At 59.2% G+C, this 16253-nt stretch carries 10 protein-coding genes; 6 read left to right on the top strand and 4 right to left on the bottom strand.

What is annotated here, in order from left to right:
- Positions 1-200 precede the first annotated feature (200 nt).
- Positions 201-1553 (bottom strand): HD domain-containing phosphohydrolase, encoded by a 1353-nt coding sequence (locus PSH69_RS05385; protein WP_305411292.1) that lies wholly within the window; start codon positions 1551-1553, stop codon positions 201-203.
- 257 nt (positions 1554-1810) lie between these two features.
- Here PSH69_RS05385 and PSH69_RS05380 point away from each other — a divergent pair, with 257 nt between their 5' ends.
- The 6 genes from PSH69_RS05380 to PSH69_RS05355 all read left to right on the top strand — a co-directional run bounded on the left by PSH69_RS05380 (position 1811) and on the right by PSH69_RS05355 (position 12091).
- Positions 1811-4117, top strand: coding sequence for an EAL domain-containing protein (locus PSH69_RS05380; RefSeq protein WP_305411291.1), 2307 nt, complete (start codon positions 1811-1813; stop codon positions 4115-4117).
- On the top strand, positions 4114-5976 hold the full coding sequence (locus tag PSH69_RS05375; RefSeq protein WP_064616301.1) for a bifunctional diguanylate cyclase/phosphodiesterase: 1863 nt from the start codon (positions 4114-4116) through the stop codon (positions 5974-5976). The genes PSH69_RS05380 and PSH69_RS05375 overlap by 4 nt, the downstream gene beginning before the upstream one ends.
- Positions 5977-6020: 44 nt before the next feature.
- On the top strand, positions 6021-6980 hold the full coding sequence (locus PSH69_RS05370; protein ID WP_028939465.1) for a cytochrome-c peroxidase: 960 nt from the start codon (positions 6021-6023) through the stop codon (positions 6978-6980).
- Positions 6977-8788 (top strand): DAHL domain-containing protein, encoded by a 1812-nt coding sequence (locus tag PSH69_RS05365; RefSeq protein WP_305411290.1) that lies wholly within the window; start codon positions 6977-6979, stop codon positions 8786-8788. The genes PSH69_RS05370 and PSH69_RS05365 overlap by 4 nt, the downstream gene beginning before the upstream one ends.
- The gene (locus PSH69_RS05360; protein WP_305411289.1) at positions 8785-10191 is read left to right on the top strand and encodes an ATP-binding protein; all 1407 of its coding nucleotides are present in this window, start codon (positions 8785-8787) and stop codon (positions 10189-10191) included. The genes PSH69_RS05365 and PSH69_RS05360 overlap by 4 nt, the downstream gene beginning before the upstream one ends.
- A 280-nt stretch (positions 10192-10471) precedes the next feature.
- A complete protein-coding gene (locus tag PSH69_RS05355) occupies positions 10472-12091 on the top strand; it encodes an FMN-binding glutamate synthase family protein (protein ID WP_305411288.1) in 1620 nt (539 codons plus the stop codon).
- On the opposite strand, the gene PSH69_RS05350 is transcribed toward PSH69_RS05355, so the two are convergent.
- The 3 genes from PSH69_RS05350 to PSH69_RS05340 are packed head-to-tail and all read right to left on the bottom strand — an operon-like array spanning position 12069 to position 16103.
- Positions 12069-13646, bottom strand: a complete 1578-nt coding sequence (locus PSH69_RS05350) for a glycosyltransferase family 39 protein (RefSeq protein ID WP_305411287.1) — start codon at positions 13644-13646, stop codon at positions 12069-12071. The genes PSH69_RS05355 and PSH69_RS05350 overlap by 23 nt on opposite strands.
- Before the next feature lie 5 nt (positions 13647-13651).
- The gene (locus tag PSH69_RS05345; protein ID WP_305411286.1) at positions 13652-15160 is read right to left on the bottom strand and encodes a glucosyltransferase domain-containing protein; all 1509 of its coding nucleotides are present in this window, start codon (positions 15158-15160) and stop codon (positions 13652-13654) included.
- Between the two features lies 1 nt (position 15161).
- On the bottom strand, positions 15162-16103 hold the full coding sequence (locus PSH69_RS05340) for a glycosyltransferase family 2 protein (RefSeq protein ID WP_305411285.1): 942 nt from the start codon (positions 16101-16103) through the stop codon (positions 15162-15164).
- Positions 16104-16253 lie beyond the last annotated feature (150 nt).

Raw genomic sequence — 16253 nt, 5'->3', positions numbered from 1 at the left:
GGGTAAAAGGCGCAAGGATCACATGAGCGCCGGCTTTTCGTCACGCCGAAAAGCATTGTGGCGAGGGGGCTTGCCCCCGTTGGGCTGCGAAGCAGCCCCAAAGTCTCTGATGTATCAAAGATCTTGTGAGTGCTACGCACTCAAACGGGGGCAAGCCCCCTCGCCACAGCCCGCTCCCACTGTTGATCAGTGCTGATAGCTCAACTGGTTTCGAGAATCGCCACTTCCTCCGGCACTTTCACAAAGATGCTGTACTTGGCACCTTCCATCGCCTCGAACGCGATCAGTTTCTCCACCAGCGGCCCGTTCAACACCTTGCCGGCATTGAGCAGCAGCATGCCGTTGTCGGCATTCAGGTTGCGCGCCAGGATCATGCCCGCCGCCAAGTCCCGGGTGGTCAGCACCTTGACCGTCGGATCGGCCAGCGTCACATCGCTCAGGTAAGCAGCGCAGACCCGAATGAAATCCTCCACCAGTTCCGGGTCGTAGAGCCGACCGGCGTACTGGCGGATATACACCAGGGCTTCATCGCTATTCATCTGCCGTTCGAGGATCAGCCCGCGCTGCAACTCGATGAAGTCCACCGCCAGTTTCAGCAACCGCGAACCGAGCGGAATGGCCTCGCCCTTGAGCCGATCGGGAAAACCGCTGCCGTCCCAACGCTCCTGGTGGTGCAGGATCAGCCGCGCGGCATCTTTCATCGGGTCGAGCGTCATCAGCAGCGACTCACTCTGCTTCGGATAACCCCGATAGCGCTCGCGGTCATTGTGATGCAGCAGATCCGAAGGCGTGCTCATCATGCTATCGGTCCAGCTCAATTTACCGATGTTGTAGAGCGCCGCCGCCATGGTCAGGTCTCGACTGGTGGCTTCGTCCAGGTGATGGAGTTTGCAGTGCACCCGCACCAGTTCGATGATCTGCCGGTTGGTCTGCTTGGCAGGTGGCAGGCGCAGGTTGGCCAGCAACGAAAACACTTCCGTGCCGGTGACATAGCTGCGTTTGAGCTCTTCGTAAGCCAGGTCCAGCATGTCAGCGGTCTGTTGCAGCTCGCTGGTGCGGGCCGCGACGTGTTTTTCCAGGGTGATGTTGAGCAGCTTCAGTTTTTCGTTCTGGTCCCACGTCTCCTGCACCAGACGCAACCGCTCACGCTCGGAATACTGATAGGCCAGCGATTGCCGCAGCGTCAGCAGCATTTCCTCATCGTGCCAGGGCTTGCTGATGTAACGATGAATCTGCCCTTCATTGATGGCTTTGATAATGGCCGAGGGGTCGGCATAACCGGTCAACATGATCCGGGTGGTGTCGGGGTAGCGCTGATGGACGTGGGCCAGCAGCGTGGCGCCGTCCATATTGGGCATTCGCGCGTCACTCATCACCAGATCGACCGACCGCTGCTCCATGATTTCCAGGGCCTGGGCACCGCTGGTGGCCAGCAGCACCTCGTAGGGCTGGCTGCGCAGCAGGCGGCGCAGGCTATTGAGAATCGACTCCTCATCGTCGACCAGCAGTAACGTGGGTTTATCGGCGACAGTCGTGGGGAGCTGCTCTTCCATGGCGATACCTCAAGTGAAACCAGCCTCTCTATGTCAGGCGCGAAAAAACATCCTCTGACTTTCCCGAGCCTGACCTACAGGCTAGATGATTTTCCGACCGACTCCGCAAATGATTCGTTTCAGTCAACCGGGCGAATATCCGACCGGACGACTATGCTCAGGTCACTCGGATCCAAACAATGCCCGCTCCGTCCAGCACTCAGGGAAGGGATACCCTCTATGAGCTCATCGCACCAAACTGCTGTCAGTACAGGCGCATGTCAGTGAATACGCTGCTTGTGCGGACTAATCGTCGGATTCTCATCGTCGACGACACCGCGTCGATCCACGAGGATTTCGTCAAGATTCTCAGTCCGTCATCGATCGAAGACGACAGTCTGGCCAGCGCTGAAAACGCCCTGTTCGGCACCCCCGTGACGGTGTCGTCGCAAGGTTTTGTCATCGAATCCGCGTTTCAGGGCCGTGAGGCGCTGGACAAGGTCGAGACCGCACTGGCGAATGACTCGCCCTACGCGATGGCCTTCATCGACATGCGCATGCCGCCGGGCTGGGACGGCCTGGAAACCATCGAACGCCTGTGGCAGGTCGATCCCAAGCTGCAAGTGGCGCTCTGCACCGCGTATTCCGACTATTCCTGGGAAGACATCGACGAGCGCCTGGATCTGGGCGATCGCCTGCTGATCCTGAAAAAACCGTTCGATGCCATCGAAATCCGCCAGATGGCCAGCGCATTGACCGCCAAGTGGCAAATGACCGAAGACGCGGCGCTGAAGATGTCCCTGCTGGAGCAAGCGGTCGAGGAGCGTACCCGAGAGCTGTCCGACGCCAACATCATTGTGCAGAACAGCCCGACCATTCTGTATCGGCTGCGCGGCGAACCGTCGTTTCCGTTGATGTATATCTCCCACAACATCACCAAATACGGCCACATCGCGGCGGCCCTGGTGGCCTCGTCCAACTGGGCTCAGGAGCTGATCCATCCCGACGACCAAGAGAAAGTCGATACGGCCATGGCGCGGGTGCTGGACCGCCATGCAGCCGGTGCTTCCATCGAATTCCGGATGCGCACCGGCGACGGTGACTGGCGCTGGGTCGAAAACCGATACATCCCGGTGCGCGACGATGAAGGCCGCTTGCTGGAAGTCGAAGGCATCATCATCGACATCACCGAACGCAAACTGGCCGAGGAAAAGATCGCCCTGCTGGCCCGCACCGACGGACTGACCGGGCTGGCCAACCGCGCGACGCTGATCGAGCGCCTGCATCAGGCGTTCGCCGCCGCCCGGCGAGGGGCCACCCCGTTCGCCATGTTTTACCTGGACCTGGATCACTTCAAACGCATCAACGACACCCTGGGCCACCCGGTGGGTGACCTGTTGCTGCAGGAGGTCGCCCGACGGATCAAAACCTGCGTGCGGGAAAACGACGTGGTCGCCCGCCTGGGGGGCGACGAGTTCGCGATTCTGCAACTGGACGTCGGCGATCCGACCCAGTCAGCGGCCCTGGCCGCCAAGGTCCGCGATGCGCTGGTGCTGCCCTACTCCCTGGCCGGCAACGACGTGCGGGTCTCGGTCAGTATCGGCATCAGCAGCTACACCCAGGTCAGCCTCAGCGCCGACAGCCTGTTGACCCAGGCTGACATGGCGCTGTATCGCTCCAAGGAAAAGGGCCGCAACCAGTACCACTTCCACTCCGAGGAAATCAATCAGGAAGTGGTCGAGCGCATGACCATCGCCAACGACTTGAAAACCGCCATCGAACGCGACGAGCTCGAACTGCATTACTGGCCGGAAGTAGACCTGAGCAGTGGCAAGATCCTCGGCATGGAAGCGCAGGTCAGCTGGAATCACCCCATACGCGGTTTACTGGAAGCCCCGGCATTCCTGCCCGCGGCGGAAAAGACCGGCATCATCATCGCCCTCGGTCACTGGGTGCTGGAGCGCGCCTGTCGGCAAATGCACCAGTGGCGCGACGAAGGCATGGCACCACCGGTGGTGGCGATAAAACTGTCCCTGGCCCAGCTCAAGAGTGGTCCCGAGCTGATCTATGACGTGTTGCGCACCACTGCCCGCTGGGATCTGTGCCCGTGGGACCTGCGTTTCGACGTCACCGAAGCGACCCTGGCCCAGACCAAGTGGACGCACAACGATATCCTGCCGCGCCTGCATGAGCTGGGGGTGAAGATCGCCATCGATGACTTCGGCACCGAATACTCTTCGTTCGACTACCTCAAGACTTACCAGGTCAATCACCTGAAACTCGCTCAGGCGTTCATCGACACCGCCGCCCACGACGCGGCCAGCGCCACCACCTTGCGGGCCATTATCAATTTCGCCCGCGACGTCGGAATCGGCATCATCGCCGAAGGTGTCGAAACCCAGGAGCAACGTACTTCGCTGATGGCTACCGGTTCACCGATGAATGCCCAGGGCTACTACTTCAGCAAAGCGGTCAGCAGCCAGCAGGCCGCCGAACTGTTGAAGGCCGGGAGCATCGTGCACGCGAATCAAAATCCCGGAGCAATGCCGGGTGATTCGCAACGTGCCACGGAGGACAAGGAATGAAAACTCCGTTCATCCAGGCCAACCGGCGCATTCTGATCATCGATGACACGCCCTCGATCCATGAGGACTTCCGCAAGATTCTGGGCGCCGATACCGACGATGAACTCACCCTCGCCGGCACTGAAGCCGCGCTGTTCGACACCCCACAAACGACTCGGCTGGTCTTCCAGCTCGACTCCGCCTATCAGGGCCAGGAAGCACTCAAACTGGTCAAGCGGGCCCAGGCAGAAGGTCGCCCTTACGCCATGGCGTTCACCGACATGCGCATGCCCCCGGGCTGGGATGGTCTGGAAACCATCGAGCGGCTCTGGAAGGTCGACCCTAACCTGCAAATCGCGCTGTGCACGGCGTTCTCCGATTACACCTGGGAAGCCATGGCCGAACGGCTGGAGTTCGGCGATCAATTGCTGGTGTTGAAAAAACCTTTCGACAGCCTGGAAATCCGCCAGATGGCCAGCGCCCTGACCTGGAAGTGGCAGATGGCGCAGGACGCGGCGATGAAAGTACTGAGCCTTGAGCAAACCATCGAAGCCCGGGTCCATGAACTGCTCAAGGTGTCTCATCTGTTGCAGTACGACGTGTTGACCGAGCTGCCCAACAGCACCTTGCTGGGTGACCGGCTGAACCAGTCCCTGGCCTTGTCCAGACGCCATGACAAACAACTGGCGGTGATGTTTCTGGGGCTCGACCGCTTCAAGCGCATCAACAATGCGTTGGGCCACCCGACCGGTGACGAGATGCTCAAGCGTGTCGGGCAAAGCCTGGTGGCCTGCGTGCGCGCCTCCGACTCGGTGTTTCGCTACGGCTCCGACGAATTTGTGGTGATCCTGGCCGACATCCACCACCCCCAACAGACCAAGGGCATCGCCGAAAAACTGTTGAACGCCATACGTGCGCCCCAGCACGTCGCCGGGCACGACTTGAGCGTGACGGCCAGCCTGGGCATCAGCATCTATCCCGATGACGGTTTCGATGCCATCGCACTGATCAAGAAAGCCGAAACCGCGATGCGCAACGTCAAGGAAAGCGGCCCCAACGATTTCAGCTTTTTCATCGATGAGATGAACCAGCGCGCGCGGGAACAGCAGACCATCGAGTCGGGGATTCGCCTGGCACTGGAGCGGAACGAGTTTGTCCTGCACTACCAACCGAAACTCGACCTGGGCAGCGGCAAGGTGGTCGGCGCCGAGGCGTTGATCCGCTGGCAAAAACCGGGGCACGGCTGGATCTACCCGACAGACTTCATTGCAGTGGCCGAAGACAGCGGCTTGATCGTGCCGTTGAGCAAATGGGTGCTGGCCCAGGCCTGTCGGCAAGCCCGTACCTGGCAGGCAAAGGGCCTGCCGAATCTGTGCATGTCGGTGAACGTGTCGGCCATCGATTTCCGCCAGCGGGATTTTGTCGACGGCATCGAACAGATACTCCAGAACACAGGCATGGACCCGGCCTTGCTCGAGCTGGAAATCACCGAAGGCGTATTGATGCAGAACGTCGATGCCACGATGGTCGCGCTGAGTCGGCTCAAGGCATTGGGGGTACGGCTGGCCATCGATGACTTCGGCACCGGCTATTCCAGCCTGAGTTACTTGCAACGGTTTCCCATCGATGTACTGAAAATCGATCAATCGTTCATTCGTGGCCTGGGCCGTGACAGCAACGACGCGGCTCTGGTCGGCGCCATCATCAGCCTGGGCAAAAGCCTCAATCTGACGGTCATTGCCGAAGGGGTGGAAACCCTCGAACAACTGAATTTTCTCAAGGCGCTCCATTGCGAGGAAGGCCAGGGTTACTACTTCAGCAAAGCCGTGGAGCCGGACGCCTTCGTGCAATACCTGACCTCCGTAAAGCCCCTCTCCTGAACGATGTGCAACTACACACAGGCCCTGAGCCAAGGAATCATAAGATGTCACGTTCCTTCTGCTACTTGCTCCTTGCGCCTCTACTCGGTTGTTGTCTGATAGCCAGTGGCGCACCGCTGGACGAACCGCTCAAACCCTTGCCCGCAGTGCCCGAGCAGAATCCCTTGCAAGTCGAACTCGGTCGCCGGTTGTTCAACGAACCACGGCTGTCGGTCAACAACAGCCTGTCCTGCGCCAGTTGCCATCGTCTGGAAATCGGCGGCGCCGACGACAAGGCATTGTCCACTGGCTTCAAGGGCGATCCCTTGACGATCAATACCCCGAGCGTGTTCAACGCGAGCCTGAACTTCCGGCAATTCTGGAATGGCCGCGCCGATTCTCTGGAAACCCAAGCCCACGAAGTAGTGCAGAGCCCCAGTGAAATGGGCAGTCATTGGGAGCATGTGGTCCAGATGCTGTCCGCCGACCCGGATTACAAAAGCGCTTTCACCAAGGCCTACCCGGACGGCGTCACCATGAACAATGTGCAAAGTGCCCTGGCCACCTATGAGCGCACGCTGATCAGCGCCAACTCGCGTTTCGACCAGTACCTGTCGGGCGATACCGACATTCTCACGACTGACGAGAAATACGGTTACCAACGTTTCAAAGACTACGGCTGCATTGCCTGCCATCAGGGGGTGAACATCGGCGGCAACATGTTCCAGAAATTCGGGGTCATGGGTGATTACTTTCAGGCTCGTGGTAACCCCACCGAAGCCGATCTGGGCCGCTATCTGGTCACCAAGGCCGAAGAGGATCGCAACGTGTTCAAGGTGCCGAGCCTGCGCAATGTCGCCGTGACCGCGCCGTACTTTCACGACGGCTCGGCTAAAACCCTCGAAGAGGCGGTAGACGTGATGTTCAAGTTCCAGCTCGGTCGTGTGCCCTCCGACAAGGACAAGGACCTGATCATCAAATTCCTCAAGACCCTGACCGGTGAATGGGGAGGCAAACCTTTATGAAAACATTCCCCCGTCGCAACCTGGCACTGCTCGCAGCCGTGGCCGTGCTGCTGGCCTCGACGCTGTTGTTCCTGTACCTCAAGTCCAGCTCGAACGAGACGTCGACCTACGCCGAATCCCGGGACTTGATCGGTCGGATCAAACAGTTGAACGCGCAATGGGAAACCGAGATTCTCAAGGCCAGGATCGCCATCAGTCACAACTACGATCCGCTGGTGGCACCGCTGAGCGAGATGACGCGCCTGTGGGAGCGGTTCGAAAGCATGGAGTCCAATCACGGTCGCAACGACTCGCCGACCTGGCGTGCCAGCCATGATGCGTACCTTGCCGCCATCCAGGAAAAAACCCGGTTGGTGGAACAGTTCAAATCCCACAACGCGGTGCTGCGCAACTCACTGGCGTTCTTGCCCACTGCCGAAGACGACATCCAGCAACCACTCGCCCAATTGTCAGATGAAGACAAGCTGCAACTGCAGAACATCGCCACCGACACTTACGACTTGCTGCTCAGCAGCCTGGAATTCGCCCAGGTCACCTCCGACGATAAAGCGGCGGATATTCTGCTGGGGATGAACAAACTGGGGGTTAACAAGCAACGATTGCCGGAGCAGTTTCACAGCCCGATCGATATTTTGAGTAACCACGTCACCCTGATCCTGCGTGAGCAACCGGTGGTCAATCGGTTACTGGAAAACATCGAAGCCATTCCCGTGGCCGAACGACTGGACGACATTACCGGCCTGCTGAACAAGGACCAGCAGCAAACCGACGCCATCGACCGGCGCTACCACTTCTACATGCTGGTGTTTTCGACGCTGCTGGTGCTGGTGCTGGTGTACCTGGCGATTCGCCTGATGCGCAGCTTCGGGGAGACTCAGCGGGTCAACAAGGAACTGCAAACCGCCAACGAAGTCCTCGAACAACGGGTCGAAGAGCGCACCCGCGAACTCAAGGATACCCAGAGCGAATTGCTCGACACCGCGCGTCAGGCCGGCATGGCCGAGATCGCCACCAACGTGCTGCACAACGTCGGCAACGTGCTCAACAGCGTGAACATCTCGGCCGATCTGGTCAGCCGCCGGCTGCGTAGCAGCAAGACCCAGGGGCTGGGCAAGGCGATGCAGCTGATCAACGAGCATCAAAGCGACCTCGGCACCTTTCTGACCCAGAACGAGAAAGGAAAACTACTGCCCGGCTATTTGAATCAACTGGTGGAGGCGATTGCCCTCGAACAGCAAGGCATGACCGAGGAACTCGCGCAGCTGAGCAAAAGCGTCGATCACATCAAAGACATCGTCGCCACCCAGCAGTCCTACGCGGGGGCCAACAACCTGGTGGAACCGCTGTACATCAGCGAATTGCTCGAGGACGCCCTGCGCATGAACGCAGGCGCCTTGACCCGGCATCACGTCACGGTGGTCAAGGAGTACGGCGACGTACCGCAAGTGATGGGCGACAAGCACCGCTTGTTGCTGATCCTGATCAACCTGATCAGCAACGCCAAATACGCCATGTCCGACCTCAGCAACCGAGCCCGACAGATCACCCTCGGGGTAAAAGTCGTCGAGGACACGATCCTGCAAATCAGCGTCAAGGATGACGGCGAAGGCATTGCACCGGAAAACATGACACGGATCTTTGCCCACGGTTTCACCACCCGCAAGGAAGGCCACGGCTTCGGCCTGCACAGCTGCGCGCTGGCCGCGATCGAAATGAACGGCCACCTCACCGCCCACAGCGACGGGCCGGGCAAGGGCGCCCTGTTCACCTTGCAGATCCCGTTGAACCCCGTCATGGAGGAAGCATGAGCGACCTATCGAACCGCCGCATTCTGCTAATCGACGACACCCCGTCCATCCATGATGACTTTCGCAAGATCCTCACCCCGACATCGGCCAAACATGCGGAACTGGACGAAATGGAGGCCGCGCTGTTCGGCAGCGAAGTGAAATCCACCCAACCGCTGTTCGAACTGGATTCAGCCTATGGCGGTCAGGAGGGCCTGGGCAAACTCGTCCAGGCCTTACAGGAAGACCGCCCCTACGCCCTGGCCTTCGTCGACATGCGCATGCCCGAGGGCTGGGACGGTGCACAGACCATCGAACACCTGTGGCAGGAAGACCCGAGCCTGCAAGTGGTGGTGTGTACCGCCTATTCCGACTATTCGTGGGATGAACTGCTGGAGCGCCTGCATGCCCACGACCGCCTGCTGATTCTGAAAAAACCGTTCGACAACATTGAAGTCCAGCAGATGGCCAACACCCTGCTCACCAAATGGGACATGACCGAACGGGCGTCTATCCAGATGAGCCATCTGGAGCATCTGGTGGATCAGCGCACGGCCCAGTTCAAACAGGCCAGCGAAGCATTGCAGCGGGAAATCGACGAGCGCAAACAACTGGAAAGCCAACTGGTGCAGTCGGAAAAACTCGCCTCGCTGGGGCAACTGGCGGCGGGTGTCGCCCATGAAATCAATAACCCCATCGGCTTCATTTCCTCCAACCTCGGCGCCCTCGATGGCTATTTCAAGCAACTGCAGGCCATGCTCGATGCCTATCGGGAGGCGGAGGCGGCCATTACCTCAAGCGACGTCCTCGAACGTCTCGGCCAGCTCCGGGAAAAGGTCGAGCTGGCGTTTCTGCGCGAAGACATTCCGCTGCTGATCAAGGAGTCCAAGGACGGCATCAATCGGGTCGGGCAGATCGTCAAAGACCTGAAGGACTTCTCCCGCGTCGACTCCAATCAGGAATGGCAGTGGACCAACCTGCAACAGGGCATCGAGTCGACGCTGAACATCGTCGCCAATGAACTCAAGTACAAGGCCGATGTGGTGAAGGAGTATCAAACGCTGCCTGACATCGAGTGCCTGCCGTCGCAGATCAATCAGGTGATCATGAACCTGATCGTCAACGCGTCTCAGGCCATGGGGCCGGAACGGGGCACCATCACCCTGCGTACCGGGCTTGAAGGTGAAACGGTGTCGATCGAAGTCGCGGACACCGGATCAGGCATCGAACCGGAATGCCTGCAGAAAATATTCGACCCGTTCTACACCACCAAACCGGTGGGCCAGGGGACAGGGCTCGGGTTGTCCCTGTCCTATGGCATCGTGAAAAAACATCGGGGCGATATTTCGGTACGTAGCGAAGTCGGCGTGGGTACCACGTTCCGGGTCGAGCTGCCGGTGCGGCAATCGAAAGCGGCTGTCTGACCAGCCGAACAAGGGATCAAATCTCAATCCAGGCTGTTTTCGTTTATTCTCCAGGCGCAGAATGCCTGACGCTCTGTGCTAACACAGGAGATCTCTGTGGCGAGGGCGCTTGCTCCCGCTGGATCGCGAAGCGATCCCAAAACAGGCAATGCGTTCAGTCAGACAAATCCCGGCAGCAGGTTTTGCGACTGCTGCGCAGCCGAGCGGGAGCAAGCTCCCTCGCCACAAAAACCTGTATACCACGGTCCTGCATGACCGAGCCCGAACCCAAGGAAACCGTATGAGCCTGTCACTCCTGAGCCGCTACGCCTTCTTTGCCGTCTGTGTGATATTCACCCTCGCCAGCCTGCCCTTCCTGGCATACGACTGGCTCTGGCCGATCGCCGCCGTCACCGGCGGCCTCAGCCTGGTGGGCCTGTTCGACCTGCTGCAAAGCCCTCATGCGGTGCGCCGCAACTACCCGATCCTGGGCAATATCCGTTATCTGGTGGAGGGCATTCGCCCGGAAATCCGCCAGTACCTGCTCGAATCCGACAGCGATGCCCTGCCCTTCTCCCGGGCCCAGCGTTCACTGGTGTATTCGCGGGCCAAGAACGAGAGCGCCGACAAACCTTTCGGCACGCTGATCGACGTGTATCAGTCGGGTTTCGAATTCATCGGCCACTCGATGCGTCCAGCGCCGTTGAGCGACCCAAGCAGTTTCCGGGTGATGGTCGGCGGTCCGCAATGCACCCAGCCGTACTCGGCGTCGGTGTTCAACATCTCGGCCATGAGCTTCGGCTCCCTCAGCGCCAACGCCATTCGCGCGTTGAATCAGGGCGCCAAACTCGGCAACTTCGCCCATGACACCGGCGAAGGCAGCATCAGCCCCTATCACCGGGAAAACGGCGGCGACCTGACCTGGGAACTGGGCAGCGGCTACTTCGGCTGCCGCACCGCCGATGGCCGCTTCGACCCGGAACGCTTCGCCGCCCAGGCACAGAACCCGCAAGTGCGGATGATCGAAATCAAAATGAGCCAAGGCGCCAAGCCCGGCCACGGCGGGATTCTGCCCAAGCACAAAGTCACCCAGGAAATCGCCGAAACCCGTGGCATCCCCATGGGCGAAGACTGCATTTCGCCGTCGCGCCACAGCGCGTTTTCCACACCAATCGAAATGATGCACTTCATCGCGCAACTGCGTGAACTGTCCGGCGGCAAACCGGTGGGCTTCAAGTTTTGCCTGGGCCACCCGTGGGAATTCATGGGCATCGCCAAGGCCATGCTGGAAACCGGCATCCTCCCGGACTTCATCGTGGTCGACGGCAAGGAAGGTGGCACCGGCGCTGCGCCCGTGGAATTCACCGACCACATCGGCGTACCGATGCGTGAAGGCCTGTTGTTCGTGCACAACACCCTGGTGGGCCTGAACCTGCGGGACAAGATCAAACTCGGCGCCAGCGGCAAAATCGTCAGTGCCTTCGACATCGCCAGCGTCCTGGCCATCGGCGCCGACTGGGCCAACTCGGCGCGCGGCTTCATGTTCGCCATCGGCTGCATTCAGTCACAAAGCTGCCACACCAACAAATGCCCCACCGGCGTCGCCACCCAGGACACCCTGCGCCAGCGCGCGCTGGTCGTTCCGGACAAGGCCCAGCGCGTGTACAACTTCCATCGCAATACGCTCAAAGCCTTGGCCGAAATGCTTGCCGCCGCAGGCCTGGAACATCCTTCACAGTTGTCGGCCAAACATCTGGTGCGGCGCATGTCAGCCACCGAGATCAAGCTGTTCTCGCAGTTGCATGTGTTCCTCAAGCCAGGCGAGTTGCTGACCGGTGAGGTGAATGGCGAGTTTTACTCGCGGATGTGGCAGATGGCACGGGCGGACAGTTTTGAGCCTAACGAAACGGCTGCCGCATAGGGTGTTTTTGCGCGCCGACCTCAACGGTTGGCGCTCCCTCCAGAATGAACAAACGAGCCTCACTGTCTCCCTCTTTCAACGTCAGCACCTGTTTCCAGTGTTCGGGAAACAAGGCGTCATGTTCAGGGCGCACATAACCCGTTACCCACCAGACCCTCTTGGCGTTCAGTTTCAGGGTCGAAAAGTCATTGAAGAGAATCCAGAGCAGGTGACGGGGAATGAGTGCCCAACCACCGTATTCGGCGGTTCCCCACAGGGTGCCGGTCGGCGATTTGACGACGTATAGCCTTGGTTGAATGCCGGTGGCGTTGTAGTAGGTGAACGGTAAGTACCAATACAGGTTATCCACAATGATCTCGTCCCCCGGACGCACCTCGCGACCAAGACCTGCTACCACGGCGTCCAGTTTCGCGTCTCTGCGAATGCTGGTGCCGTTCATCTCATCCGTTTGTGCATAAACCGCCGCCAGCCCATGGGCTTCTACCCACACAATAAAAACCATGGCGATAGCCGCAAGGGCGGCATGACGTTGGCTCAATGCGTCCAGCGCGAGCGCAACGATAAGGGGCAACGCTGCGGCAGCGAACACCAGGTACCGGGCATTGAAAACCGGAACGATCAGCGACACCAGAAACACGGTCAGCACCGGGACAAAGAAATAACCCACCAGCAAGACGCTGAGAGGGCGTGCCTTGAATAGCACCGCCGTAGCGCAAACAACGATCAACACCGAGGGCAATACGCGCCATAAGGATGAATAGCTGGTCGAATCCCCCATCACCACCAGTTGCCAAACGAAGGTCAGCACCGTCGGCCAGGTGAGCGGCGGTATCCATTCGAGCCCGTCCATTCGCAACAATTGACTGATGAGAGGCGGTGCCCACGGCAGGTACAACACGACGATTGCACTGTTGGCCAGTATCCACGCACGTGCGGATACCGTGCCCTGAACCTTGCGCACCCGCCACCAAAAAAGCCAATGCACCAACACGCACAATGCGGCGAAGTAGTGCGTGTAAAAAGCCGCCGTCATCAGCAGCACGTAAAGGATCGGAAAACGCTTTTGATCCATTGCCCTGAGCCAGCAGACCAGCGCCACGGTCGCGCCCATGAGCCAGAAGCCGAGCAAGGTGTACATTCGCACTTCCTGGCTGTAACGCACCGATATCGGCAGCCATGCCAACAACAATGCCGCTGTCCACGTCGCCCTTCGCGTCGCCAACAGGCTCATCAATTTAATGCCCAGCAACAGTGTGCCGACATCGGCCAGTGCACTCAGGGACCGCGCAGACAACACGCCATGACCGAACAGCACCATCCAGTAATGCAGCAAGACATAGTAAAGCGGCGGATGAACATCCCGAGCCGTCGTGGCCCAGATGTACGCAGGCGAGCCCTCGGCCAGCAGTATGCTGTAAGCCTCGTCGTACCAGATGACCGGCACGGTGATGGCGTGAAACCTTGCGAACAATGCGATCGCCAGCACCACCAGCAGAACCGCCCCGTCGGCAAGACCGGATGGAAAACGTTTGAAACGGATCCCAGGGGCGCTCATCGGCTTCACCACTGCAGCGTGGCAATCGGCGCCGGCTCTTTCATCACGATGAAACCGTAGTCACCCAACAAATAGAGGCTGTAGAACTGGTTATCCACCAGCGGTGGATAACCCTGATAACCCAACAGCGTCGCGTTGCGTCGCTCCCTCTCCGCGACCACGTTGGTGATGCCCGCCTTCGGCAGGTTTTCCGCCAGCATGTAGAAGTTGATGTTCAGCAAATAATGCAAAACCGGCATCTGTTTGAACGAGCCTGCGGCCTCCACCAGCCAGTGATCGGAATAACTCACCGACATGTAAATGCGCTTGGCTTCGCGCAGTTGCCGATGGGCCGCGATGTCATGCCCCAGGGAAAACAGTGCGCTGGACGCAAAGGTGTTCTGCACCGTCAGTACGCGGCCGTAAGCGTAGGACAACGAAAGCATCGCCAACAGCGGAACCACCAATAGCAACGCCAGCCGTTCATGGATGGGCGCCAGCGCCAGATGGCTCAAATAGAACAACAGCACCAACAACACCGCAAAACCCATCAAGGTTCTGGCGCCCTCATTGAAGTCGCGAAAAAACAGCGCAGCCCCCGACACCAGCAAGATCACGACCGGCACGGTCAGCACGCACACCAGGCCCATCACGACTTTGCTCAGCCCTGTGTCCTGGTGTTCCATCACGTTGCGGGCCAGCCGCACGCTGCCAGCGATGGCACACAACAACAGCACGGCGAACACCCAGGTGAATCCACCGTGAAACAGCAGCACGACTTTTTCCAGCACGCGGCCAATGTTGATCTCAAGTTGCAGCCAAGGCGCCGCCGCCCAGTTCAGGAACAAAACACGGGTCTGATCCATGTATGGATAAGCGGTGACGCTGTAGATCAACCCGCCGAGCACCACCTGGGCGAGTTTCCAACCGATCAACTCGCACCACTGCCGCCAGGCCCACTTGTCGTTCGCGGCCCTGAGCAGTTCCAGGCAACACAGGCCCAGAAACACATTAAGGCTCACCTGATAAAGCCCCAGCCCCAAGGCAATCAGGAAGGCCGGCACCAGCCATTGCAGGATGCGCGAAGGATGACGAAACGTGATCGCGTAGATCACCGCCACCAGGCTCAAGGCGTTGGCCGGCCCGTCGTATTGATACGACAGGTTCTGCAGGAAGAACGGGTTGTACCAGAGCGGCAACACCACCAGGCAGCAGGATAGCGTCGGCCGGGGATAGTAATGGAATGTCAGGCTGGTCAACGCAAACGCCATGGCCAGGGTGGCGATCAACAGCGGCAACGGAAAGATGTTCGGCGCGGCATCACTGAAGGTCAGAACGTTATAGAACAGTTCGGTGAACAGCCGCCCCTGGCTCGCCCAGGCCGTGCCGGCGGACAGCGAACGCCAGTTGTCATCGATGTAGGGATAGTCGGCGAGGATCAGCGGAATGACATAAATCAGGGTCGTGAACTGAAAAAACAGCCAGACCCGACGACGGCCGATTTCGCTGCTGAAAAAATCGCTCAGTCTGCCCATGCTAAAGCCCGACCCGGTCTTTGCCGCCGATGATGTCTTTGATCACATACCGGGGCCGGTGCTTGGCTTCGATGTAAATGCGCCCGATATACTCACCGAGGATGCCGATGCCGATCAGTTGCACACCGCCCAGAAACAATACGGCTGTCATCAAAGAAGGGTAACCGGGGACACTGTTGCCGAAGAAAATCTTGTCCAGCACCATGTACACCGCGTACAGCACCGCGAAGATTGAGATAGCGCCGCCGATGTAAGTCCATAACCGCAATGGCACGGTGCTGAATGAGGTAATGCCTTCCAACGCCAGGTTCCACAGTTTCCAGCCATTGAACTTGCTGCGGCCCGCCACTCGCCGGGCCCGCTCGTACTCCACCACCACGGTGGTGAAACCGGCCCACGACAGAACGCCTTTCATGAACAACTGATGCTCGGGGAGTGCGCGAATCACATTGACCACCTTGCGGTCCATGAGGCGGAAATCCCCGACGTTCTCTTCGATACGGGTGTAGGAAATCCTGTTCAGCAGGTGGTAGAACAGCGACGCGCTGTGGCGTTTCAGGTAACTGTCGCTGGCACGGTCCCGGCGTTTGGCGAGCACCACATCGGCGCCCTTCTGCCACTCGGCAATCAACCTCGGGATGACGCTGATCGGGTCCTGCAGGTCCACGTCCATGGGGATCACCGCATCGCCGGTGGCGTATTCCAGCCCGGCAAACAACGCCGGTTCCTTGCCGAAGTTGCGCGAGAAATTGATCAGCAATACCTGTTCATCGGCCCTGGCCAACGCCTTTGCCTGCTCAGCCGTCTGGTCGGTACTGCCATCGTTGATGAACACGATCTCCACGTCACACAGGTCGAGTCTCAATTCACGGCGCACCGCCTGATAGAACAGACTGATCGCCTGCTCTTCGTTGAATACCGGGACAATCAGCGAAACCTTCACGTTTCACACTCCTGAGAACCGAAGTGTAGATGCTCGCCAGATGCCATCAGGCGGCGTTCCGGTGTGCGAACCGTCCGGCAGACCGACGGCCACGCCGTTCGATCCGTTCGCGATAAGCAGCTGAGACATTCGGTAATATCCAGCCTTTTG

This window comes from Pseudomonas sp. FP1740, from assembly GCF_030687165.1.
GTDB lineage: Bacteria > Pseudomonadota > Gammaproteobacteria > Pseudomonadales > Pseudomonadaceae > Aquipseudomonas.
This window is presented reverse-complemented; position numbering and strand designations above follow the sequence as displayed.

Bases quoted from the DNA above. Each gene is read 5' to 3' on its own strand.
- PSH69_RS05385 (WP_305411292.1), bottom strand. From the start codon at position 1,553: ATGGAAGAGCAGCTCCCCACGACTGTCGCCGATAAACCCACGTTACTG.
- PSH69_RS05380 (WP_305411291.1), top strand. From the start codon at position 1,811: ATGTCAGTGAATACGCTGCTTGTGCGGACTAATCGTCGGATTCTCATC.
- PSH69_RS05375 (WP_064616301.1), top strand. From the start codon at position 4,114: ATGAAAACTCCGTTCATCCAGGCCAACCGGCGCATTCTGATCATCGAT.
- PSH69_RS05370 (WP_028939465.1), top strand. From the start codon at position 6,021: ATGTCACGTTCCTTCTGCTACTTGCTCCTTGCGCCTCTACTCGGTTGT.
- PSH69_RS05365 (WP_305411290.1), top strand. From the start codon at position 6,977: ATGAAAACATTCCCCCGTCGCAACCTGGCACTGCTCGCAGCCGTGGCC.
- PSH69_RS05360 (WP_305411289.1), top strand. From the start codon at position 8,785: ATGAGCGACCTATCGAACCGCCGCATTCTGCTAATCGACGACACCCCG.
- PSH69_RS05355 (WP_305411288.1), top strand. From the start codon at position 10,472: ATGAGCCTGTCACTCCTGAGCCGCTACGCCTTCTTTGCCGTCTGTGTG.
- PSH69_RS05350 (WP_305411287.1), bottom strand. From the start codon at position 13,646: ATGAGCGCCCCTGGGATCCGTTTCAAACGTTTTCCATCCGGTCTTGCC.
- PSH69_RS05345 (WP_305411286.1), bottom strand. From the start codon at position 15,160: ATGGGCAGACTGAGCGATTTTTTCAGCAGCGAAATCGGCCGTCGTCGG.